Origin of the sequence: Streptomyces albospinus, assembly GCF_014648695.1 — a bacterium.
In the GTDB taxonomy this organism is placed as follows: Bacteria; Actinomycetota; Actinomycetes; order Streptomycetales; family Streptomycetaceae; genus Streptomyces; species Streptomyces albospinus.
Genome location: NZ_BMRP01000004.1, coordinates 96,578 through 117,386 on the forward strand (window position 1 = coordinate 96,578; position 20,809 = coordinate 117,386).

At 67.5% G+C, this 20,809-nt stretch carries 18 protein-coding genes and 1 pseudogene; 7 read left to right on the forward strand and 12 right to left on the reverse strand.

Going from position 1 to position 20,809, the window contains the following annotated elements:
- Positions 1 to 1,300 precede the first annotated feature (1,300 nt).
- Both IEZ17_RS07880 and IEZ17_RS07885 read left to right on the forward strand, forming a co-directional pair.
- Positions 1,301 to 1,963, forward strand: coding sequence for a GOLPH3/VPS74 family protein (locus IEZ17_RS07880; protein ID WP_189297869.1), 663 nt, complete (start codon positions 1,301 to 1,303; stop codon positions 1,961 to 1,963).
- Positions 1,964 to 2,469: 506 nt separating this feature from the next.
- The gene (locus tag IEZ17_RS07885) at positions 2,470 to 3,483 is read left to right on the forward strand and encodes a carbohydrate-binding protein (protein WP_189297871.1); all 1,014 of its coding nucleotides are present in this window, start codon (positions 2,470 to 2,472) and stop codon (positions 3,481 to 3,483) included.
- Positions 3,484 to 3,500: 17 nt separating this feature from the next.
- Here the strand turns inward: IEZ17_RS07885 and IEZ17_RS07890 are convergent, their stop codons facing one another.
- The 5 genes from IEZ17_RS07890 to IEZ17_RS07910 form a co-directional block, all read right to left on the reverse strand.
- Positions 3,501 to 4,892, reverse strand: coding sequence for a pyridoxal phosphate-dependent decarboxylase family protein (locus IEZ17_RS07890; protein WP_189297873.1), 1,392 nt, complete (start codon positions 4,890 to 4,892; stop codon positions 3,501 to 3,503).
- Positions 4,893 to 5,059: 167 nt separating this feature from the next.
- The gene (locus IEZ17_RS07895) at positions 5,060 to 5,221 is read right to left on the reverse strand and encodes a nuclear transport factor 2-like protein (protein ID WP_189297874.1); all 162 of its coding nucleotides are present in this window, start codon (positions 5,219 to 5,221) and stop codon (positions 5,060 to 5,062) included.
- Positions 5,222 to 5,467: 246 nt separating this feature from the next.
- On the reverse strand, positions 5,468 to 6,496 hold the full coding sequence (locus IEZ17_RS07900; RefSeq protein WP_229852025.1) for a hypothetical protein: 1,029 nt from the start codon (positions 6,494 to 6,496) through the stop codon (positions 5,468 to 5,470).
- Between the two features lie 455 nt (positions 6,497 to 6,951).
- Positions 6,952 to 8,799: an ABC transporter ATP-binding protein/permease gene (locus tag IEZ17_RS07905; RefSeq protein WP_189297876.1), complete on the reverse strand. Its 1,848-nt coding sequence runs from the start codon at positions 8,797 to 8,799 to the stop codon at positions 6,952 to 6,954.
- A 62-nt stretch (positions 8,800 to 8,861) separates the two neighbouring features.
- The gene (locus IEZ17_RS07910; protein WP_229852027.1) at positions 8,862 to 9,554 is read right to left on the reverse strand and encodes an LmeA family phospholipid-binding protein; all 693 of its coding nucleotides are present in this window, start codon (positions 9,552 to 9,554) and stop codon (positions 8,862 to 8,864) included.
- Positions 9,555 to 10,122: 568 nt separating this feature from the next.
- On the opposite strand from IEZ17_RS07910, the pseudogene IEZ17_RS07915 reads away from it, so the two are divergent.
- Positions 10,123 to 10,732 (forward strand): annotated as a pseudogene (locus tag IEZ17_RS07915) (class I SAM-dependent methyltransferase); the annotation flags it as partial.
- Between the two features lie 479 nt (positions 10,733 to 11,211).
- Here IEZ17_RS07915 and IEZ17_RS07920 read toward each other — a convergent pair.
- Positions 11,212 to 11,733, reverse strand: coding sequence for a hypothetical protein (locus IEZ17_RS07920; protein ID WP_189297880.1), 522 nt, complete (start codon positions 11,731 to 11,733; stop codon positions 11,212 to 11,214).
- A gap of 969 nt (positions 11,734 to 12,702) precedes the next feature.
- Between IEZ17_RS07920 and IEZ17_RS07925 the strand changes: the two genes are divergently transcribed.
- Positions 12,703 to 13,512, forward strand: a complete 810-nt coding sequence (locus IEZ17_RS07925; RefSeq protein ID WP_268249811.1) for an IS701 family transposase — start codon at positions 12,703 to 12,705, stop codon at positions 13,510 to 13,512.
- 111 nt (positions 13,513 to 13,623) lie between these two features.
- Here the strand turns inward: IEZ17_RS07925 and IEZ17_RS07930 are convergent, their stop codons facing one another.
- Complete coding sequence (locus IEZ17_RS07930) at positions 13,624 to 13,851, reverse strand: hypothetical protein (protein WP_189297882.1); 228 nt, start codon at positions 13,849 to 13,851, stop codon at positions 13,624 to 13,626.
- 140 nt (positions 13,852 to 13,991) lie between these two features.
- Between IEZ17_RS07930 and IEZ17_RS43810 the strand changes: the two genes are divergently transcribed.
- Positions 13,992 to 14,291, forward strand: coding sequence for a poly-gamma-glutamate hydrolase family protein (locus tag IEZ17_RS43810; RefSeq protein ID WP_268249810.1), 300 nt, complete (start codon positions 13,992 to 13,994; stop codon positions 14,289 to 14,291).
- A 293-nt stretch (positions 14,292 to 14,584) separates the two neighbouring features.
- A complete protein-coding gene (locus IEZ17_RS44395) occupies positions 14,585 to 14,725 on the forward strand; it encodes a hypothetical protein (RefSeq protein WP_189297887.1) in 141 nt (46 codons plus the stop codon).
- A 169-nt stretch (positions 14,726 to 14,894) separates the two neighbouring features.
- Here IEZ17_RS44395 and infA read toward each other — a convergent pair whose 3' ends face one another.
- The 5 genes from infA to IEZ17_RS07965 form a co-directional block, all read right to left on the reverse strand.
- Positions 14,895 to 15,119, reverse strand: a complete 225-nt coding sequence (gene infA, locus IEZ17_RS07945; protein WP_189297889.1) for a translation initiation factor IF-1 — start codon at positions 15,117 to 15,119, stop codon at positions 14,895 to 14,897.
- On the reverse strand, positions 15,116 to 15,910 hold the full coding sequence (locus IEZ17_RS07950) for a GNAT family N-acetyltransferase (RefSeq protein WP_189297891.1): 795 nt from the start codon (positions 15,908 to 15,910) through the stop codon (positions 15,116 to 15,118). The genes infA and IEZ17_RS07950 overlap by 4 nt, the downstream gene beginning before the upstream one ends.
- Before the next feature lie 285 nt (positions 15,911 to 16,195).
- Entirely contained in the window at positions 16,196 to 16,393 is a 198-nt protein-coding gene (locus IEZ17_RS07955) for a hypothetical protein (protein ID WP_189297893.1), read from the reverse strand.
- A gap of 180 nt (positions 16,394 to 16,573) precedes the next feature.
- A complete protein-coding gene (locus IEZ17_RS07960; protein WP_189297895.1) occupies positions 16,574 to 17,107 on the reverse strand; it encodes a transposase in 534 nt (177 codons plus the stop codon).
- 584 nt (positions 17,108 to 17,691) lie between these two features.
- Entirely contained in the window at positions 17,692 to 18,528 is an 837-nt protein-coding gene (locus IEZ17_RS07965) for a peptidoglycan-binding protein (RefSeq protein WP_189297897.1), read from the reverse strand.
- A gap of 1,299 nt (positions 18,529 to 19,827) precedes the next feature.
- On the opposite strand from IEZ17_RS07965, the gene IEZ17_RS07970 reads away from it, so the two are divergent.
- Complete coding sequence (locus IEZ17_RS07970; protein ID WP_229852029.1) at positions 19,828 to 20,436, forward strand: peptidoglycan-binding protein; 609 nt, start codon at positions 19,828 to 19,830, stop codon at positions 20,434 to 20,436.
- The last annotated feature ends 373 nt before the right edge of the window (positions 20,437 to 20,809 follow it).

A 20,809-nucleotide genomic window follows, 5' to 3' on the forward strand; every position in this document is an offset into this window, starting at 1 on the left:
GCGGCGATGCCCGGCCCACCCTGCCCCCTCGCCAGGTCCGAGCTATACCGATGTACCCCCGGTGTGGCACTACGCCCTGGCGACCCCCGGCTTGCCCGGTTGGTCGGCTGGGAGCGCGTCCCTTCGTGGCGGCGGGCCGGTCGATCAAAGAGGGGACGCCGACCGGTCTCAGGCGGACCGTCTGAGCGCGATATTCCGCCAGGGGCTACCGGGGTCCGTCGGGAGGATCCGGTGGGGGACAGTGCGGATCCGTAGGCGTGGCCGAAGGACGCCTCGTCGAAGCGCAGTACACGGCCCAGGACGTAGCGAGCGGAGTACTCCTCCTAGGAGCGGTACCGTTCCCGGCGCAACTCACCGGCGCGGATCACGGCCTGGGGCGCCTCGGTCGCCTCGGTCGCCTCGGGCTCCTCGGTGAAGCGGGCGCGCCCAGGTGCCCCAGCGTGCGAAGTTCACGGCACGGCCGTAGTCATAGCCGAGGGGTGATGCCCGCGCACGGTGACGTCCATGGCCGGCGCGGCACCGTACAACCGACAGCCGGCATGGTGCGGTTGCGGAGCCTGCGGAAATGGTGCGGGGTGGCCCTGGACCCAGGCGGGCGCGGGATGCTGATACTGACCCCAGGCGGCAGGAGACCGGGGTTGCGCTTGCCCCCCCAGGCAGGGGGCTGGGGTTGCGCCTGCCCCCAGGCGCCGGGCTGGACGGGCTGCGGGTGCGGCGGCTGGTACGGCTGGCCGGGCTGCGGCTGAGGAGCGTGGAACGGCGCAGGCTGTGGTTGCGGCGGAGTCGCCACGATTTTCCCCCGTGTGTGAATCAACGCCAACAGAAAGTGCGTGCTTGCCGTCGGACGGAAGGCACGCTGGCCTTGTCTGCCACAGGGGGGAGGTACCGGGAAAAGTCACGGCGCCGCCGTTGGGCCGGTGGGCGGCGCCGACACTGTTCTCTCGCACCCAATCGAGAGCCGCGCTCTGGCTCGGCGGGATAAGCGGCCCATTTATGGGGGCCGTTGGGCCGTTGTCGTCCTGGATCCGGCAGACGGAGTCCTGGTCTCCGCACCGCTCACCGCCGACCAGAACAAGGCCGGTCTCTCCCTCGTCCTGCCGGCCGAGCGTCCCACCACAGAGCCGGACCCGATACTCCGTCGGTTGCCGCCGCCGCCATCTCCCCGGCACGTAGCACGGCGAGCCACTGCCGGACCACAACACGGGCGGTTCAGCGGAAGCCGCGCCTTGGGAACCCCTTGGTGACTCCAGACGTCTGCCCAGCTGAATCGAATGACCAACGAGACATGTCGGGGGATCGGATGGCCGTCACGCTGGCCGAGGAAATCATGCTGCTCTCTCTGGACGAGGAGTCCGGGGTGCCGGAGCAGCGGCATATGGTGAGGTGGGCTGTTGCTGGTGGGATCCTGCTGGAACTGGTTCTCGCCGAGAGGGCATCCGTCGAGGGCAAGTACCTCAAACTGACGGACACGACGCCGACCGGTGAGCCATTGCTCGATGGCCGGCTGGCACTGCTCGAAGGCTGGCTGGGCGGCCGTGAAAAGCGGCGCGTGAAGGAGTGGCTGACCAAGGACCGGGCCAAGGCCATCAAAGCGGCTGTGGAAAGCCTCTGCGCACGGGGCGTGGTCATCGAGCAGCAGCGCAAGACCCTCGGCCTGTTCCCGACCCTCCGCTACCCCGAGGCCGACAGCGCGCCCGAGACAGAGCTGCGGCAGCGACTCCAAGCCGTCGTCCTGAACGGCGCCGCCCCGGACGAGCGCACGGCGGGCCTCATCGCCCTCATCCACGCCGCCAAGCTGCACCGCCTGGCATTCCCCAACGTCCCGCGTAAGCAGGTGGCCGACCGGATCGCAGAGGTCGCGGCCGGCAAGTGGGCAGGCGAGAGCGTTCGTAGCGCGATCCGCGACATGCAAGCGGCCGTAGCGGCGATTGCCGTTGCTACCAGTGCCACGGCCGGAAGCTAGGCCCGTCACGCGACTCACCGGACAGCCGCTGGACGTCCACAGAGCAGATTCGGACAGAGCTGGCGGCTGCCTGGCCGGCGCGTAGTGCCGCCCGCCTCAACCCGCTGGAGTCCATCAGCGCGCGGTAACACTCTTCTCCACCCACCCAACACCCCCGGCGCCGGGCCCACGCTCCTCAACTGAAGGCGGGGGCCCGGGCGTTATGGGTCCGCATGGAGCCGGATGGCGTTGCGTTGCCTCTCCACCGCATCCCTTGACACCGGATGCCCTGTCATGGACATTTCCTTAGACCCTGGTTGGTCCAGACCGGAGCAGGCCGGCACGGACACGCTCAGGCAAGTGCAGGCAAGTACAGGCAAGTACAGGCAAGTACAGGCAAGTACAGGTAAATACGAGCACGCTCACGTCGTGCGCTGGCATGTACAGGCACGCTCAGATCGGCGCAGCCAAGTACAAGCGCACTCGGACCAGCTCAGGGAACCCCCCACACGCCCTGGAGGTCAACCGTGAACAGCCCCGGACTCAGAACCGGTTCCAGAGCAAGATCTCGTTCGCCCTTCACCGCCCTTGCTCTCGCCGCCTCCGCCCTCACCGCCCTGGTGACCGTGACCCTGGCCGCCCCCGCCACCGCCACCGCCCACCCGGCCGCCGCCCGGACCACTCCGCCGCCGTCCCCCACGGCCCCGCACACCGGCGTCGTCGCCGGAGCGCGCACACCGGCCCGCACACCAGGGCGCGCGCACGCCGTCCGTACGTTCCTGGCCGGGCGCCGCGCCGTTTCCGGCCCGGCGTGGACGCACCACCCCCGGATCCCCGGCAGCCGGCCGACTGCATCGGCTCCCCGGGCGGGCCAGGTCACCCACAACTGGTGGGGCGTCTTCCCCCAGCCCGGCACGCATGACGGCATCATGGCCACCCATACCGTCGACCCGTCCTACAAGGTCACCGACGCGGACAACGTCACCTATGCGCCCACCACCAAGGCCCAGAACTCCTGCATGGAAGTGGTGACCGCGTACACCAACACCGGCAACGAGATCTGGGCGTGGGACTGGTGCGGGACCGTCGGCCCGGCCAAGACCGTCCCCATCGACGGCAACTTCCTGAAGAACTACACCCCCGGCCAGGGTGGGCCGGCCGCGTACAGCGTGCAGATGGTGCAGGACGACGCCGCTGCCAACCGCTGGTCGGCCTATCTCTACAACTACCGCACCGCTGCCTGGGACCTGCTGTTCCAGCAGTCGGGGACGGACCAGAGCGGGCTGGACCACGGCTGGGACATGTTCGAGATCTATGCGAGCCCCAACCCGGCCACGGGAGAGGGGTATTACTGCACGGAGGCACGGAACACCACCTTCGACAGCAGCGCCGTGCAGCTGCGCAGCAACGGTGCCTGGAAGCCGGCCAGCCCGTCCGACTCGCCGTGGACTGACACCAACCCCGATCCGAACGCGTTCCTGTGCCCGCCGCTGAAGTTCGTCCAGGCGGGCGCCAATGATCACTGGACCGTCCATCAGTGACCCGGAAGTGACTCCTTTCAGTCCGCCGGTAGATTCCGGACCGCGCTCGCAAGAGCCGTGACGATCCGTCGGACGTCCTCGCCGGTGGTCCGCCAGTTGCTGAACGCGGCGCGCAAGGCGGGCAGTCCGGCGTAGACGGTGGGGGTCAGGAACACCTCCGCGGCCAGGGCGTCGGCCAGCGCGGCGAGGCGCTCGGCGGTGGGGGAGTGGGCGAGGGTGAAGCAGACGACGTTGAGGCGGACCGGGGAGAGCAGTTCCAGGCCGTCGAGGGACGCGACGGCCTCGCCCAGGGTGCGGGCGCTCTCCGCGCAGCGGTCCACGATGTCGCGATGGCCCTCGCGGCCGTAGGCGCGCAGCGTGAACCAGGTGGGGAGGGCGCGCAGTCGGCGGGAGTTCTCCGGGGTGAGGTGGACCAGGTCGGGGGAGTCGCCCAGTGGGCCCAGGTAGGCGGCGGCGTTCTGGAAGACCCGGGCCTGGAGGTCGCGGCGGCGGGTGAACTGGACTGCGCTGTCGTACGGCACGTTCAGCCACTTGTGCAGATCGATGCAGAGCGAGTCGGCGAGGTCGAGGCCGTCGGCCAGATGGGCGTGGTCCGGGGAGAGCGCGGCGAAGGCGCCGAACGCGGCGTCGATGTGCAGCCAGCAGTCGTAGCGGTCGCGGAGCGCGGCGAGCGTGCGGAGGTCGTCGAAGTCGACGGTGTTGACCGTGCCGGCGTTGGCCACGATGACGCAGGGGCCGTCCGCCTCCCGGAGGGCGCGTTCCAGGGCCGCCGGGTCCACCGCCTCGCGGCCGGGGAGAGCGGGGACGGTGACCAGTGCGGACCGGCCGAGGCCGAGCATCGACAGCCCCTTGGCCACGCTGGAGTGCGGGGTGCCGGACAGTACGCGCACCGGGCCGAGGGCCGCCACCCCGTCCTCGGCCGGTGAGACGCCGCGCCGCTCCCCGAGCCATTCGCGGGCGATCGCCAGCCCGACCGTGTTGGACATCGTGGCGCCGCTGACCAACGCGCCCTCGTGGGCGTCGGACAGCCCGAAGAGCGTACGCAGCCACCCCACCGTCTCCCGCTCCAGATGCTGTCCGGTGGCGTCCAGGGACGACATGGAGTTCTGGTCCGCGGCGGCGGTCAGCCAGTCACCCGCGAGGGCCGCCGGCGTCACGCCACCGGTGACGAAGCCGAGGTAGCGCGGGCCCGCGCTCGCCGACAGGCCGGGCTGCCAGCGCGCCGCGAAGTCCGCGAGCGCGTGCCGGAGTCCGGTGCCGTGCCCGGGCAGCGACCGAGGCTCCGGCGCCGGCCGAGCGGGGACGACCGGCGCCTGCGCGAGGCCGTCGAGGAAGGCCGCGGCCCGCTGCCGGGTGGTCTCCAACAGCTCGGGCAGCGCGGCGAGATCCGCGGCGAGGTGGGGGTGCACCGGGTGCTCCGTTCGTCGGTTCGGGAACCTTTCGTGGGCGACGCTAGCGGGGGCGAGCCCCCCGCCTCCTGAGCCAATTCGGGGAAAGTGGACCGGAAAACGGGGGGCGGGGCGGACGAGTTGGGGGCCTGTGCGGTACCTGGACGGATGAGTCCGAAGTCAGAGGCTCAAGGGCGGTCATTGAGGAGGGGGGCGATGGCCGTCGGTCGGCCCATGGCGTGAGCCGCGCCCAGCCCGTCCGTGTGGTCGCGGCCGTGCAGCATCTGGCCGTTCCGTACCCGGATCACCAGGAGGCCCGGGAAGCTGAAGGACTGGCCGGTCGTGGTCACAGTCCCGGTGACCTCTCCACCGACAGCTGGGACGACCATGCCTTGTAGCGGTTGCGTCCTGGGAAGTCGTGTACGGGTTGGACCTGATCCGGGGGTCTGCTCCGGTGTCGGGACGAGGCCCGGAACACACCGGAGGGCGGTTCGGCCCTCCGACCATGTGCGAGGGCGGCGGCCAAGCCAACGTCACGATCACCGCACGACTCCGAACCGCTCAGTGCGGCAGGCCAGTTACCTGAACCGGTGGCGCTATCGCGCCGCCGGCTGGTGGAGCCAGGGTGCGCTGGTGGCCCAGAAGATGCAGTCGGCCCCGAGGGTGTTCGTGCCGAAATCGGTGAACTCTTGCCGGGTGTACGGCTTCTTCGTCTTAGGGCTCTTGTACTCGAAGTCCGGTTCCTGCACGGCCATCGCCACGATCGGGAGCTTTCCTCGGTACTCCTTGAAGAAGGGATACGAGTTTTGCATCTGTGCCGGACGGTCCGGCAGGATGTCAGGTCCGCCCAGACCGATTCCGTGCGACGTGGCGAACTCGAAGGTCCGCTTCATGTAGTTGCGGCTGTTGTTCCATTCGCCCGGCCAGAAGTTGACGTACTGAATGAACGGCGTCTTGGTGAAGACCTTCCTGCCATAGGCCATGTTGTCGAGCTCTGCGCGGAAGTAGGATTCGTCGCTGTAGCCCGTGTGGTCCTTCTTGGTGTCCACTTCGGTTGCGGTTTCTGGAAGGTTCACCCCGGCGAGGCGACCGTCGAAACGCTGTGACAGTGCCTTCAGCAGATGCTGGAATCGCCCCCGTACCTGCGGATTCCATTGCGCCGCGACCGTTCCGGGCTGCCCGGGGCCAAGGCCGCTCTCGTTCTTTGTGGGAGCCGCGCCTCCAGCATATTCCGGGTCGTTCAGCAGGTATCCCGGTAGCCTGGTCGGCGGCGCGAAAAACCGGTCCTGGACCTGAATGAAAAGCTTCTTGTGGCGGGCCTGAACATATTTCAGTGCCTGGTCGATCGACGAGAAGTCGTACTGATTCTTCTTCTGTTCGAGCGCCTTCCACGGCACCACCAGCTGCACGCCGGCGATGTCCGGACGATCGATCAGTGGTTTCACATCGGCGTCGAAATCGCCAATGGAAGCGTACAGATAGTTTGTCGCTGTCTTCTTTCCGAGCGCTGGAGTGGCAGCCGTGTGAGGCCCGGGAGCGGGAGTCGCGATGGCCGCTCCGACTACGCCCGTCACGGTCATCGTCACGAGTACTCCGACACCGACTGCAACACGTTTGATCGCCATGGGTCTATCTCTACGGCGCAGTTCTAAGAAGAATGTAAGAAGCTTGATCCGGCACGCCGCCCAAAGCCGGTCCGGCGGGGGTGGAACTACCGACGTCGATAGCTGAGCGGACGCCGTGGAGCTCGTCACGGCCGAGCCGCTCTGCGCCGACGGCGCCAGCAGTTCCATCGCCTCCCGCGTATCAGCAAGGACTACCGGCTCTACGCCGCGCTCGTCCGCGAGGCGGTCTGGAGAATGGGATGACGCGACGCCAGCTGGCTCGCGGACAAGAGCTTCACCCCGAGGAGAGGGGGAGCAACGGCCGCATGCTCAAGGCTACCGGCCGCCCGGGGTGACCGGCGTGGTGAGAGGTCGTCCTCTCAGAGGGCTCGTCCGCAGGCGAGTGGTGGGGAGCGTGTGGGGTGACGCTCCCGCAGGCCCCTCGGCTGCGACGTGAACGACGGGAGTTCGATCCGTCAGCGCCGGCGCATGACCGCTGGTTCGTGGCGGCGCAACAGCAGGGTGACGACGAGGACACCGATCACGGCGAGGCCGGCCAACACGCCCATGTCCCGACCCCATTGGGCCGCAGTGTGTGTCCACAGTGAGTCCGTGAGGCGGGGGTGCTTGGCGACCGCCGGTGGGCCGATGTGGGAGAGGTTGATGGTGGCGGCCTGCGCCGCGACGGCCCAGCGGGAGGGGGCCAGCCAGGACATCTGGGCCAGGCCCGGCTGGTTGAACAGCGGGAAGACGGCGCCGGTGGACATCACCTGGACGAGCGTGGCCGCGACGAGCAGCGGCATGGTCTTCTCGGCGGTGCGGACGAAGCCGGAGACGATCAGGCCGAGCATCATCGAAGTGAAGGCCAGCAGCACCACGGTGAGCACCAGCTCGGACTCGGACGACTTCAGCAGGAGGCCGTTGGCCGGCATTCGGCGTCCGGCCAGGCCGATTGCAGCCACGACGAGGCCCTGCACGGCGGTGATGACGCCGAGCACAGTGACCTTGGAGACCACGTACGCCGACCGGGACAGTCCGGTGGCGCGTTCTCGCTGGTAGATGACGCGTTCGGAGACCAGTTCGCGTACCGAGTTCGCGGTGCCGGTCAGGCAGGCCCCTATCGCGAGGACCAGCAGGACGCACTGCGCATCGACGTTGTAGTTCGGCGGGAAGCCGGTCAGGTGACCCCCGGCCTGGGTCGCTCGCAGGAAGCCGTACTGGGCGGGGACGGCCATGCTCAGCACGCCCATGATGATCGGCAGGGCCACCAGCAGCAGAACGTGCCCGCGATCGGCGGCGAGCACCGAGCAGTTCCGCCGTATCAGTGTCACCAACTGCGAGGCCCAACGCTGCGGATTGTGCGGCACGTTGGAGTGCGCGTCCTTCCCGGCCGGCGAGGCGAGGAGAGTCCGGCCCGCCGAGTCGTGCCGGTCTGCCCGCGCGGCGCGATATTCTCCCGGCCAGTCGCGGTCGGGCTGTTGGTGGAAGTCGGAGAAGACGTCCGCCCAGTCTCGGCGCCCGAAGAAGTCCAGTGCCTCCTGCGGCGGACCGAAGTACGCCGTCCGGCCGCCCGGCGCCAGCACCAGCAGCTGGTCGCACAGTTCCAGGTTGGCCACGCTGTGGGTGGAGACCACGACGGTGCGTCCGTCATCGGCCAAGTCCCGGAGCATTTGCATGACTTGGCGGTCCAGGCCGGGGTCGAGGCCGGATGTCGGCTCGTCGAGGAAGAGCAGTGAGGGCTTGGTGAGGAGTTCGAGAGCGACGGATACACGTTTGCGTTGGCCACCGGAGAGCGCGGAGATGCGGGTCTCGGCGCGGTGGGTCAGGCCCAGCTCGTCGAGTACCTCGCCGACTCGGCGGTTCCGTTCGGCCCGGTCGGCCTCGCGCGGAAAGCGCAGCCTGGCGGCGTAGCGAAGGGCGGTGCGCACGGTCAGCTGGGTGTGCAGGATGTCGTCCTGCGGCACCAGGCTGATGCGATGGCGCAGTTCGGGGAAGTTCTCGTACAGGTCCAGGCCTTGGCAGAGCACCTCGCCCTCGTTGGCAGGCTGATACCCCGTCAACGCGCGCAGCAGCGTCGACTTCCCCGCCCCTGACGGCCCGATCACCGCGACCAGCGAGTTGGATTCCAGGGTGAGGCTGACGTCCTCCAGCAGGGTCTTGGTCTTCCCCTTGTGCCTGACCCAGGTCGTCAGCCCGGTCGCGGTGAGGGAAACCTCGCCGGATGCGGGGGCCTCCTCCAGACAGCCACTGGGATGGCCTGTCCCTGGCTCGTCTGCGACTTCCTCCTCGGGCCTTGTCAGTTGGCAGCTGTTGACGTCGGTCATGTATTTCTTCCTCGTTGGCTTGGAGCAGCTGCGCGCCGCGGGGTGGGACCTGGGCTTCCTGGCTACCCGGTCATGTGTATGTCCTTGCCGCTCAGCGACACCTGCAGCCCGTCCGACGTGGCCTGCACGCCGCTCAGCCTGATGCCGGTGGGCAGACCGGAGATCGGCCACTGCGGGGCGGCTGCCTGGCCTATCAGTTGCTGCGCGCCGTCGGGCAGCGTGATGCCCAGGGTGTTGCCCTTCCCGAGCGTGATGTTGGCCAAGGTGCTGATCTGCTGGCTGCCGAGCAGCGGGATCTGGATGCTGCCGGCCAGCTTGACCTGGTTGTTTCCGCCATAGGAGACGTCGACGCCGGAGGCGATACCGGACAGCTGGTGCGAGATGGTCTTGGTGACGGCGGCGTACGAGACCAGGGCGGTGCCGGTGGCCGAGTCGGCGACGGCGCCGTTGAAGCTGCTGTTGATGCGCACGTGATGGAGTTCGGCGGTGAAGCGGTCGATGCTCAACGGGTCGGAGCCGTCCGTGCCCGGGTCGCCGGTGGGCGCCTTGAGGTTGTTCGCGCTGACCGTGACCTCGTCCAGGTCACGGTTGAGGGCCTGGGTGAGGAACGGGAAGTGCTTGATGGAGACGCTCGGCTCGGCCGCGAGTCCCAGCGCACTCTGGATCTTGCTCGCCACCCTTGACTGGGCATACGTCACTGCGACTTGGTCGGTGGCCACGAAGAGCCCCCCGAGTGCCACGACCAATATCAGCACTATTCGTATCCTTCGCCCGCGCATGCGCTCTCTTTCCCGGATTACGTGACGGCCCGATACAGCGAAATTTCGCGAACCCCCCACCTGCGCCCCGAGATCCCCCAGCTGCGCCCAGGGGTGGGAGATTACCTCGTTCGGATGAGAGGTCCGTGACGGGCAGGCAAAGGTACTTTTGATGTGGGATGAGACGCACCGCCGGCGTCAAGGGTTGCCCATCAGTTGTCCCAGGACTCTTAACGAAATGATCTTCAAGGCGGTTGGATCACTCCGAGACCGACGATCCGGGTTGCTGGGGGCTCGGGTGAAGCCATGGGACGTAGACGACGAGCTGAGGGCGGCGCACGCTGCGCCGAGGACAAGGACCGCACCACCGCCGTGACCTTGCCCCCCGAGCCGAACGGTGCCCTGAAGGTCCGTACCAGCCCGCCCTGGAACCGTGACATCGGAGCCGGTGGAAAGCAAAGGCGTCGACAGCGCCCCACGGCACCCTGCCAAGTGGCCGCCCGCGACGAGCAGTGAGCTGCGGACCCATGGGGCCGCCGACCGCTACGACGCCGAGGAGACCGAGATGTCCTCGGCCGCCGTTCTCGAACCGACTCTCACCCTCCTCGCCGAGCTCGCCGGAGACGGCCGGGCACTGGAGTCCGCCACCGGAACCGGACGAGTGGGCGTCCCACTCCGGGAACGCAGCGTTCCGGTAGTGGGCATCGAACTGTCCGAGCACCTGGCAGCCGTCCTGCGGCGCAAGATCGACGAGGACGCACTCCCGGTAGTCATCGGGGACATGGCCGCCATCAGCGCCCCCGGCGAGTTCACCCTGGTCTCTCTCGTCCACCACACCATCACGCACCTGGTCTCAGAGGACGAGCAGGTCGAGTGCTTCCGCAACGCCGCACGTCGCCTGGCACCCGGCGGCCGATGCGTCATCGAGCCAGGCGTGCCGCCGCTGAGGTTCCTGCCGCCCGGCCAGGTCGCGGTGCCGTTCGACGTCTTTGTGCGGCATATCGGCTTCGGCCCCTTCGACCTGGTCGAGCAGTTCTCGTCTCACACCACTTCACCGACGAGGGCGACGACGATCGCTACCGCCGCGGCAACTCCCGACACCGGTACGCCTGGTAGGCAGAGCTCGACCTGCTGGCACGGGCCGCTGGGCTCGACTGGAACGTCGCGTGGCGGACTGAGACGGGGCGCCGTTCACCCAGACTCCGCGAAGCACGTCTCCGTGTGGCGCAAGCCGACCTGAGGTCGGCCACCGGGCCGTCAACGTAAGCGTGCCTGCCGTGAAACCCCTATCGGGAGTTCAGGCGTCGCCCGCAGATGAGTGGGCATCCGAGGGTGAGGAAGGCGTCGTGGACGTCGTCGCGGATCTCCCATGGATCCACAGGCGGCGGAACCAGTGCAGACAGGCGAACGCGCCCTCCACGAGCCAGTGTTGGGTGCCCCGGCCGAAACCGTACCCGGTGCCCCGACGGGCGATCAGCGGATTCACGCCGAGACCCCAGAGCGGGTGGGGCCGTGTCGTCGCGCCGGAGACAGCGGACTTCCCGTGGCGGGCTGACCGGGCCAGAACCCTGGCCGCTGGCCGGACCTCCCCGAGAAGTCCAGCCAGCGGCCGAGCGTTTCGCATGCGGGTCGAGCGGCCTCCCGCAGCCTGACCCTATGGGGTCGTAAGGGTCTCGGTTCGGACTGTGTAGCGGAGACCGGGCTGCGGCGTCATTCCCTGCTGTTCCCTACCCTCCTTGCCTTCTCCACCGTCCGAACATCCACACTTGTGTGCGTCGCCCCCCTTGTCTCCGTTGCCTTCTCTACCCTCCGAGCCTCTACCCTCCGAGCCTCTGCCCTCCGAGCCTCTGCCCTCCGAGCCTCCGCCCCTGTCTTCGTCGTGGCTCTTGCTTTCCTTGAAGTCGGCGCTGTTGTCGCAGCCCATCGACGAGCCCATCCTGGTGCTCTGCGCACCCGGGGAGCCTTCGCCGCCGATGGCGTTGCCCGCCAGGCCGTTGAGGATCCCGACCTCGCCGAGGACGTCGACGTTGGTGTCGTGCGACCTGCACTGGCTGCCCTGCTTGATGTCGATGTCGGTGCCGCCCTTCTCGCCGTGGGCGTAGGCGGTGCCGGCGCCGAGGAAGCCGAAGCTGCCGAGGACGACGGCCATGACGGTGGCCTTCTGAAGCTTGCGCATTTCTTCTCCGGTGGTCACACGGATGCAATCCGTGATATAGCGACTTCGTACAGTCACAAGAGCCTAATGCGAGATATGTCGCAGGTGTTCGGCGGCGCGCCGGATTCGGGGCTGTCGCGAACGGGTGGCTCTACCGCGATAGGCGCCGGCCCCCCCGCCCCAACGGCCCAACCTGGAGTTGGCGAAACCGTTGGCAAGTGAGGTGACCTCAAAGTGGTTGCACACTTGATAGTTGAATATCGCACTGCTCTCCATGAGGCCTCGTGCGCCTGCAAGCCTTGAAGCCTCCGATCCGTCGGGGGCTTTTTGCATGCTCGATCTGGAGGTGTACGCGTGCGTCTCGTCGAGTTCCTGCCGGAGGACCTGGTCGTCGCTCACGAAGTCGCGCACCCCAAGCGCGCCAGGCGGGGACGACCGATTCGCGCTCACCGAGCCAAGCCGCCCCCTTCTTTTGCGCCAGCGACTCTCCCTCCAAGCCACAGCCCGGATCCTCGTCAGGGTCGCACTCCTCGAATGGGTCGAACTCGCCTGCCTTCGCGTAATTCCAGCGACATTCGCAAACCTCACGGCCTGGACTCCCGCTTCCGGGACTGCGGTTGCGTCTCGGTCTTGCTGCGCTCGCCCGTCGCAGAGAAGTTCTCGCGCGTTTAGGGAGCGGATGTCGGAGACGTCCGCCGGCTCGGGGCTGCTTCGGTCGCGCGGTCCATCCATCGGCCGCGCCGCAGGTTCCGGGACGGGGCACCGAGCGGCGTGGGACCGGACGCCTCACACGGTCGCTTCAGCGCCGTATCCGCCAGCTCCTCCTGGCCGAAGAAGTCACCGGCGCAGCACCGTAGTTGAGTTCGTAGCCGATCCCCTGCGATGCCTCTGAGTAGCGTGCCGCGATAGGCGTAGTAGAACCGCTGCCCAGTTTCGGAAACCTCGAACTTTCCCTTTGCGTAAGGTTCATACTCCTTATGAAGGCGAAGGATCAAGGCGCATTTTCTTCCGTGGCCTTTTGCCTCTGAGGTCGCCCGCCGCACCAAGTGCGGCATCCCCGAAGAGGGCGGCCATGTCGAGAAGTGGCAGCTGGCCCTGGACATGATCGACGAGACGAGGATGTGGGGCATCGATGTTCCGCTCGTCGTTGCCGACGGGGGCTACGGCGATGCGGCAGCTTGCCGGCTGGGCCTGGAAGAACGCCAGCTCGGCTACGCGGTCGGCATCTCCACCACGACCACCGTCCAGCCGGAAGCGGCACGGCCGCATGCCCCGCCTTGCAGCGGTCGCGGCCCCCGGCCCCAGCCCGTCCACCCCGAGTCGGCCAAGACGGTGAAGAAGCTGGTCATCGGGGCCGGCAAGCAGGCCGCGAAGCCGGTGCAGTGGCGGGAAGGCTCCCGCCCCGGCACCGGCCGCAGCGGCGTCAAGCGGATGTACTCGTGGTTCGTGGCCCTGCGGGTCAGGCCCGCCGGGCGCGAGATCCGCAAGGCCGCCGACGGCCCCGAGCTGCCCGTGCGCCGGCTACTGGCCCAATGGCCCGCCACCGAACCTGAACCCGTGCAGTTCTGGCTGTCCAACCAGCCCGCCGACACCCCGCCGGCCACCCTCGTGCGCACCGCGAAACTCCGCCGGCGCATCGAGCACGACTACCGCGAGATGAAACAAGCCCTGGGCCTGGCCCACTTCGAAGGCCGCACCTGGCGAGGCCGGCACCACCACGTCACCCTCGTCTCCGCAGCGCACGCCTTCCGCACCCTGCAGCGACTGACTCGATCCCCAAAAGAGACGGCGTCGGCCTGAGCCTCTACCAAGTCGCCCGCGAGCTGCAGTTACTCCTCGCGGTCTGGACCGGCGCCTGCCCCACCTGCCACCGCGACATACCAACACCCGCACCAACCTGACCAAGCACTACTAGCCCTTCTTCTGTTTGTACAGTTCGAGGTCCCTGTTCACGAACAGATGCACGTAGCCGCAGTTCCAGCAGATCAGGCCGGTTGCCGACTCGTTCGCCCAACCCAAGCTCATGAACTCCAGGCCGGAGCTGTTGAGCTTCACCTCACGGTCCCTGAACAGGTCCCCCTGACAGAAGTTGCACTTGATCCACACGCCCCCGAGAGCCGCGCGAACAGGTTTGGCCATGACTCCACCTTTCCTATGAGCCGCCGGAGTGGCGCACCCATCTCGCACACAAGCTGCGTGGCAGGCAACATAATCAGGCCCCCGAACCGAGCCATGAGCCAGGGGGGGAGCCGCAGACGCCCTGCCACTGCATCAGCCCAGTGACTGCCCGACCACGAAGACGGCACTGGTGCGCCCTTGGAATCAGGCCATGCCTGCCCGGCGCGGGGAGTCGCGGCGACCGACGAGGCGGCGACCATGTCGGCAACCTCTGCAACCGCACCATGCTGGGCAAGGGCGGACAGTTGGAACTCACCACGGAACTCCGTCAGAGCATGTTCGGTTCCTTCACCCGGCTGGGGCGGCCGAAGAGCACCAACGACACGTTCTGGCGGTTCACGGCCGCCTGCCGCTCGGCCATCGCACGCCTGGAGGCGGGACCGGACCAGGTCATTCTCTGACACCCGGGGATACGCCTGTCCCTGAAGGCAAGCGCGGCTCGCGGCAGGGGTGCGACGACATGCTGTGCGACGCGGACGGCGACGCCGCCACCGCCTCGGTGACAAAGCGCGGGGCGCCGCGTCCATCGGCGGACTTGCCCTGCCGCAACCGCACAGCAGCGACGACCGGGTGCGAGGTCGGAGTGCAGACCGCGGCCAGCAGCGGGTGCAGGGTGCGAACTCCCTTGAACCGGCCGACCTGAGCGCCCTGTTCGGTTCTGCCGAACACCCGCTTGTGGGTGGAATCGATGTCGATGAACGCGACTCGCGACCTGGTCGGCATCCGGCAGCAGCGGAGTATGCGCCGCCAGGCCGGCCAGGAACCTGCGGTGGACCGCGTGCAGTTGCAGGACATGGCCACGGGGGAACGAGCGCAGGCACGTGCCCAGAGTTGATGGCGCCCGTACCCCATGGAATGGCCACCGGCATCGCGCCGTGCCGCAGCCGGTGGGCATCCTCGATACTGTCCGCCCCGGCGCACCCGGGGCCCCGGTCACGCAAATGCCGCGCATACGCCGTGACCGGGGCCCCAGGATCAGCTACCGCGGAAGGTGCCGACCGCCGCTAGTTCCGGTACCGGAACACGATCCGGCCGCGCGTCAGGTCGTACGGCGGGAGTTCCACCAGCACCCGGTCTTCCAGGTAGATCTTGATGTAGTTCTTGCGGATCTTCCCGCTGATGTGCGCGAGCACCTGGTGGCCGTTCTCCAGCTCCACGGTGAACATGGCGCTGCGCAGGCACTCGACGACCTTGCCCTCGACTTCGATGACGTTCTTGTTCTTCTTCATCGCACCAGCTCCAGGTTGCTGCTCATCGGCCGGGCGCCGATGCCCTCGAACAGCGCCGAGGCTGCTTGGTTGGACTCGTGGACTTCGGTCCAGGCCGCGGCGAACCCGGAGCGGTGCAGCGTCCCCAGCGCGTGGGCCAGCAGCGCCCGCGCGATGCCGCGGCGCTGCTCGCCGGCCCGGACCGCGACCAGCCCGATGCGCGGCCGGTTCACCGTCACCACCCGGATCAGACCCAGGTAGCGATCCGGCGCCGCGGCCACCGCGTACTTCGACGGGTCGACGATGGTGTCGCCTTCGGGGCGGGGAATCACCTCCGCGGGCATCGACTGCCACCACCCGACGGTCGCCTCGACTTCGTCACGGATCGCGCGGTCCGCCGCCCGCAGCAGACTCTCGTCCGCCTGTCCGGCGGGCACGATCGTCACGCCCGCAGGCGGCAGGACTTCTTCGAGCCCTGTGACCCGCGGGTCGGTCGGGACGGCGTACTCCCACTCGCGGCGCCGGATCGTGAAACCGGCCCGGAGCCAGCCGTCCGTCAGCTCGACGTCGGCTTCGTCGACCACCGTGTACAGCGGCGCCGGCAGTTCCGCCAGCATCGCCTCGGCGAGCCGGTCGAAGGTGGCGTCGTGCCAGGCGTCGATGCTGACGAACAAGCGTCCGTCGGGCCGGTGCTCCGCATACCCGCAGCCGACCACCAGGTCGTCATCCAGTGCATGCCATTGCCTGTCCGCGACGCGCGTGATCATCACCGCGTTCTCGCTCAGGCCAGATGTGAAAGGCTTCGTGTTCATCGGAGTCTCCTTCCAGGAGTGCCTCGATCTCAGGCGCTCCTGGCGACACCGAACGTCAGCCGCCGGACCGTGACGGGTTGAGGGAGCACCCATGGGTAACTGTGTTCACGGGGCTCACCTCCTACGACGACTTCACGATCCACCACGAAAGTAGCAGCGGGACGCCGCCTCGCTCAAACCCTTTTCCATGAGCTCGTATCGCGATCACGATCCGGTCGTCTTGAGGCGCCTCCAGCAGGTGATGCTGCAAGCCAACGAGAGGAAGGAGCCGTGGAGTTCGATACGTCATTCCCAGCGGACCGCGAGGCGTTTGAACCGGTGGAGCAGGACGAAGGCATGCTCGTGCTCGACGACGAATGGGGTCTCCCCTGCTAGAGCGAAGCCGAGAGCTTGGGGATGGAGCTTGCCCAGGCCCTTGATGTTCGGGGTGTCCTTGCGGGAGATCACCGCCTGGATGCGGCGGCGTCGCAGCTCACCGCGCACAGCCTTCGAGGCGTACGCCTTGTCGCCCAGGAGGCACTCCGGCCGCCGTCGGGGCCGGCCGGGTCGTCCGGCGACGGGCGGGATGCCGTCGACGAGGTCGAGGTTCGAGGGTCCGGGTGATGTCGTTGGCGTTGGCGGCGGTCGTGATGACGCGCAGCGGGGTGCCCTTGCCGTCGCAGATCAGGTGATGCTTGCTGCCCGTCTTCCGCCGGTCGACCGGTGACGGACCAGTCGCGGCTCCCTCTCTTTCGCGCGCACGGCGCGGACAGCGGAGCCGTCCACGCACGCGCGGGTCCAGTCGAGTTCGCTGGCCGCGTTGGGCTCGGCGAGCAGGATCCGGTGCAACCGCTCGAAGACTCCGGCCCGCTGCCAGCGGTCCAGGCACCGCGAGCAGGTCTGCCCGGACCCGAACTCCAGCTCCAGCGGGAAGAGTTGCCAGGCGATGTCCTCCTGGAATGCCAGCCTGTTGAGCCTGTCCAGGACATCGTCGAGTGTCACCTGCGTGCCCTCAAGAGTGTCGCCCGCAGCCATCACCTGCTGGTAGAAGCTTTTACCCGCGAGGGGAAGATACTCGACCGACAGGCGGATGTCGCCCTTATCGCCGGCGACCTCGCTATCGATGATCACGGTGTTCTGGAAGTTGTCGTTGTCCAGCTCGATCTTGACGTCGTTCTTCAGGAAGTCGATGCTTCCGAAGACGTCCTTGAACTCCATAGGACGCGTATCGAACCGCAACACCGCCATCGCACACCTGCAGTTCCCGAACGAGACAGCGCCCGGGCGAACGGGGGACGGCAAGCGCACCCCCACACCCCACGGCCACGTCTGCCGCAGCTGACGTCGGACATGTCATTACCTCCAGGCAAGCACCGCCGACAGCCCGCCGCAACTTGCGGCACCGACACGTAGGTCAGACTTTTCATGGTCATGGTGCGACCATCTCCTTCCCCTGGCCACATTCGATGAAGTCGACGTTCCGTGGGACGATTTTGACTACAGCGATCCGGTGGCGAGCGGACCAGATCTGAGGAGAAGGTCTGCGGGTCCTGGCAAGTGCCTGACCGTGGCTGATATGTGCCGATGCAGCGAATCAGGAGTTCGCCGCACTCCGCGGTGAAGCGAGCCCCCGGAATGCCGCGCATCTCGCCGTGCTTGCTGAAGCGCGGCGACCACTGCTCATCCGACAAGTCACTCGGGTACGGATTGCGTTCACTCACCTCGCCGCACCACCGGACCACCGGCCGCGGACAGTAGATTCCGTCCGCACCCACACACGGCCGGTGGATCCAGATTTCGGCTCAGGCGGCGACATTGAACCCGTGCCGGCTGCCGAGCGCGGTGAGGGTGGACTCGCCAGGAATGCCGTCGGCGTTGGCTCCGGTGAGCCCCTGGCTGCGCTGGAAAGCCGCGTAGGCGGCGATGATACGGGACCCGAAAGACCCGTCATCGCCGAACGCCGGCTCCAGCAGCCCCTCTTCGACCAGGGCCGCCTCCACGGGTCTGACGTCCGCCGGGAACGTGGTGTGCCCCTGGGCGGCGTCCGGGTCGGTGTGTGCGGCAGCGACGACATGGGAGAGGCTGACCCTGATACCGGTAGGTGGGGGCGTGGATGGGGCACCGGGTCGTGGAGCGCCCTTCTTCACCCACGCTTCGAGCGGGTCGCCGGGGCATAGGGTGGGGAAGCCGTCACGGTGGCCTTTGATCTCCGCTCCGGCGCCGCCCTGCTCTTGCAGGAGTTCGATGGCGTCACGGATACCGTCTAGATGAGCATTGGTCGGCTGGGTGAGGCCGGAATTGCCCACCATGCCGCACACCGAGTAGTGGTTCAGGTTGAGCTGGTGGTTGCCATTCGCAGCTTGTAGTTTGTGCAGGCCACGCCCCTCGAAGACAGAGCCGTGCGGACAGACCACGTAGCTGTAGGCGATGTCGGAGTAGTTCTCCTTGCGGTTCGCCAGATGATCAGCCTGGATGGTCCGCACCCGGCCGGCACACTTGGGGTGGTTCTCCGGCTTGGCGAGATCGGCCGGGACGGCAGCACCCTCATAGTGGACCTTCACGCCCCGGGTGGACGCGATCTGCACGAGGGGCGAGCGGGGCGGCTTGGCCCCCCACTCGGCACGAGTGACGAGGTGCATTCCGCACTCCCTTGCGAGTTGTGGGTCGACGCCGTCGCATAGCGGCACGAGTCCGTGGGCTGAGCTTGCGAGAACACGTCGGCAGCGAACGACGAATCGAGTCGGCTTGTCTGCCCGGCCTGCGGTTCAAGAGGCTCGTCGGTTCTCGACCGACGGTCGATCAGGCTGACCGTCACGGGTCTCGTGAAGGGACGAGTGTGTTCCTCCTGGGCTCAGAGGCTGGGGTGCAGTCACGGACGGAAGGTGCGCCGTGTTGGGCACCTTTGCCTTACCGATACGCGAGTGCATAGGACGTCACCAAAGTCGGGTCGGTGAAGGCGCAAGTAACTACGATCCCCGGGGGCCTTGCGCATCTCACCGCAGACGCGTGTGCGATGTTCGCGACTTTGCTGGCGCATAGCACGTATGTAGCGTCTTTATCAGGGTGCATCTGCACGCTCGGGGAAGTCAAGCAATGCGGGCGGCGGCTGAAAGTCGCCCCGATGTCTTTCTGTGCAGAGCCCTGGAGGATCACCGAAACGCAATCATGATTCTGCCGAGAGGGCCGAGAGGGCCGAGAGGGCCGAGAGGGCCGAGAGGGCCGAGAGGGCAGCGGACACGTGTCCGCGGACAGCGTTCGTCGAGCAGATCAGCGGGCTCACATTCCGCCATGGCCGGCGAAGTGCCGGTCGGCAGACCGTGTTGCAGCGACTGGCCCTGATGCCGGCCAGCCGGGCGGATGCCCGCTAGCTGTTCGACGGCGGCCACGCGGAACAGATCCTCCGCGACTACGCCCGCCAGGACAACGACAACGAACACCGGCCCACCAGCGCCGAAACCGGCACACTTCGGACGACGACCCTGCCGTCGTCTTCTCTGGCGAGACCGAAGCCGACCACAACGAGCGGGCGAAGCCCCCCTCGCGGTCGATTCGTGGAGGCGGGAGAAGCGGCGGACGCGGTGCTCTTCCTGGATCTTCGCCCGACGGTTCGCAGGCCGGCCCACAACAGGGCCTAGCCCTCCGTTTGCCCCGGTGCTGACCCGGCCATACGGTCGAAGTAACTGATCTCTCCGCCTCGCGAATCCGCCCTCGCTCTCCACGGAGGCGCGGTGAAGAGGACTCTGATCGGCTATCTGTATATGCGTCAACAAGGGGGCGCTCATAGCCGGGATGGCAGCCTTATCCGCAAGCGCAGGCATCACATTCCGGCAATACAACCACCCGGGCCGGGGATTCCGGCCCACACCCCATCCTCGATCCGACAGCGTAACGAACCATGGCGACATGGCTCCTGATCGGAAAGCCAGAAGGCGTAGGGAATGACAATGAACCTGACCGAGCTGCGAGCCCTGGCCACACAGGTGGGGTTCACCGGCAGCGACATCAACATCGCGGCAGCCGTCGCCATGGCGGAGTCCCGCGGCGACCCGGGCATCGTCGGGGACGAGGGCCTGGCCGACAACAAGTGGGGGCCGTCCTTTGGTCTCTTCCAGATACGCTCCCTCAGGCACCCAGAGCAGTTCTCCCCGCCGGACTCGCTCAGGATTGCCGGAAAGCTCAAGGACCCGGTCTACAACGCCAAGACAGCAAAGGCCATCAAGGACGCACACGGCTGGAGCCGATGGTCCACGTTCACGAACGGGGCCTACCGCCAGTTCATGGATGGCGGCACCGGAAAGTTCGAGCCCTTCCCTGGTGCTTCGTTCTTCCACACCGGAAAGAAATCGCCGGTCATCACCGCGATGCACGACAGGCTTGTCGCTGAAGGATGCAATCGGTACGAGTCCAGCCGTGACACCGACGTGTGGGGCACGGGCGATGTGAAGTCCTACACCGCCTGGCAGCGGAAGCTCCACTTCTCAGACAACGAGTCCGACGGCATCCCCGGCAAGTCCAGTTGGGACATGCTGCACGTCCCCCACGTCTGAAGGCCCCTGCCGGAAGAGCCGGTGCGGGCGTCCTTGTGCGACTCCGCTCGTAGGAGGCGTGTACCAGGCCCACGGTAGGTACGGGAGCAACGGCGGCCTGACAACCACTGGCGGCTCCACCACCCGATGCGACACCGGCCCGAAGGACGGTTCGCCATCGGCGACGCGGTCTGCATACTCAACCCGTCTACGGCCACGGCATGACCGTCGCCGCACGGGAAGCCACAGCCCGGAACCGCCTGCCGGCTCCCGAGGCGCGCGGTCACCTGCCAGCAATGCTCGGCCGCACCTTCCGACGAACCATCCCCGCCGCGATCCGAACTCCCGGGTGCCCCCGCGATCTGTGACTGGAGAACCGTAAGAAGTCCCACCG

Bases quoted from the DNA above. Each gene is read 5' to 3' on its own strand.
- IEZ17_RS07880 (WP_189297869.1), top strand. From the start codon at position 1,301: ATGGCCGTCACGCTGGCCGAGGAAATCATGCTGCTCTCTCTGGACGAG.
- IEZ17_RS07900 (WP_229852025.1), bottom strand. From the start codon at position 6,496: ATGGCGATCAAACGTGTTGCAGTCGGTGTCGGAGTACTCGTGACGATG.
- IEZ17_RS07905 (WP_189297876.1), bottom strand. From the start codon at position 8,799: ATGACCGACGTCAACAGCTGCCAACTGACAAGGCCCGAGGAGGAAGTC.
- IEZ17_RS07920 (WP_189297880.1), bottom strand. From the start codon at position 11,733: ATGCGCAAGCTTCAGAAGGCCACCGTCATGGCCGTCGTCCTCGGCAGC.
- IEZ17_RS07930 (WP_189297882.1), bottom strand. From the start codon at position 13,851: ATGGCCAAACCTGTTCGCGCGGCTCTCGGGGGCGTGTGGATCAAGTGC.
- IEZ17_RS44395 (WP_189297887.1), top strand. From the start codon at position 14,585: ATGAACGCGACTCGCGACCTGGTCGGCATCCGGCAGCAGCGGAGTATG.
- infA (WP_189297889.1), bottom strand. From the start codon at position 15,119: ATGAAGAAGAACAAGAACGTCATCGAAGTCGAGGGCAAGGTCGTCGAG.
- IEZ17_RS07950 (WP_189297891.1), bottom strand. From the start codon at position 15,910: ATGAACACGAAGCCTTTCACATCTGGCCTGAGCGAGAACGCGGTGATG.
- IEZ17_RS07960 (WP_189297895.1), bottom strand. From the start codon at position 17,107: ATGGAGTTCAAGGACGTCTTCGGAAGCATCGACTTCCTGAAGAACGAC.
- IEZ17_RS07965 (WP_189297897.1), bottom strand. From the start codon at position 18,528: ATGCACCTCGTCACTCGTGCCGAGTGGGGGGCCAAGCCGCCCCGCTCG.
- IEZ17_RS07970 (WP_229852029.1), top strand. From the start codon at position 19,828: ATGACAATGAACCTGACCGAGCTGCGAGCCCTGGCCACACAGGTGGGG.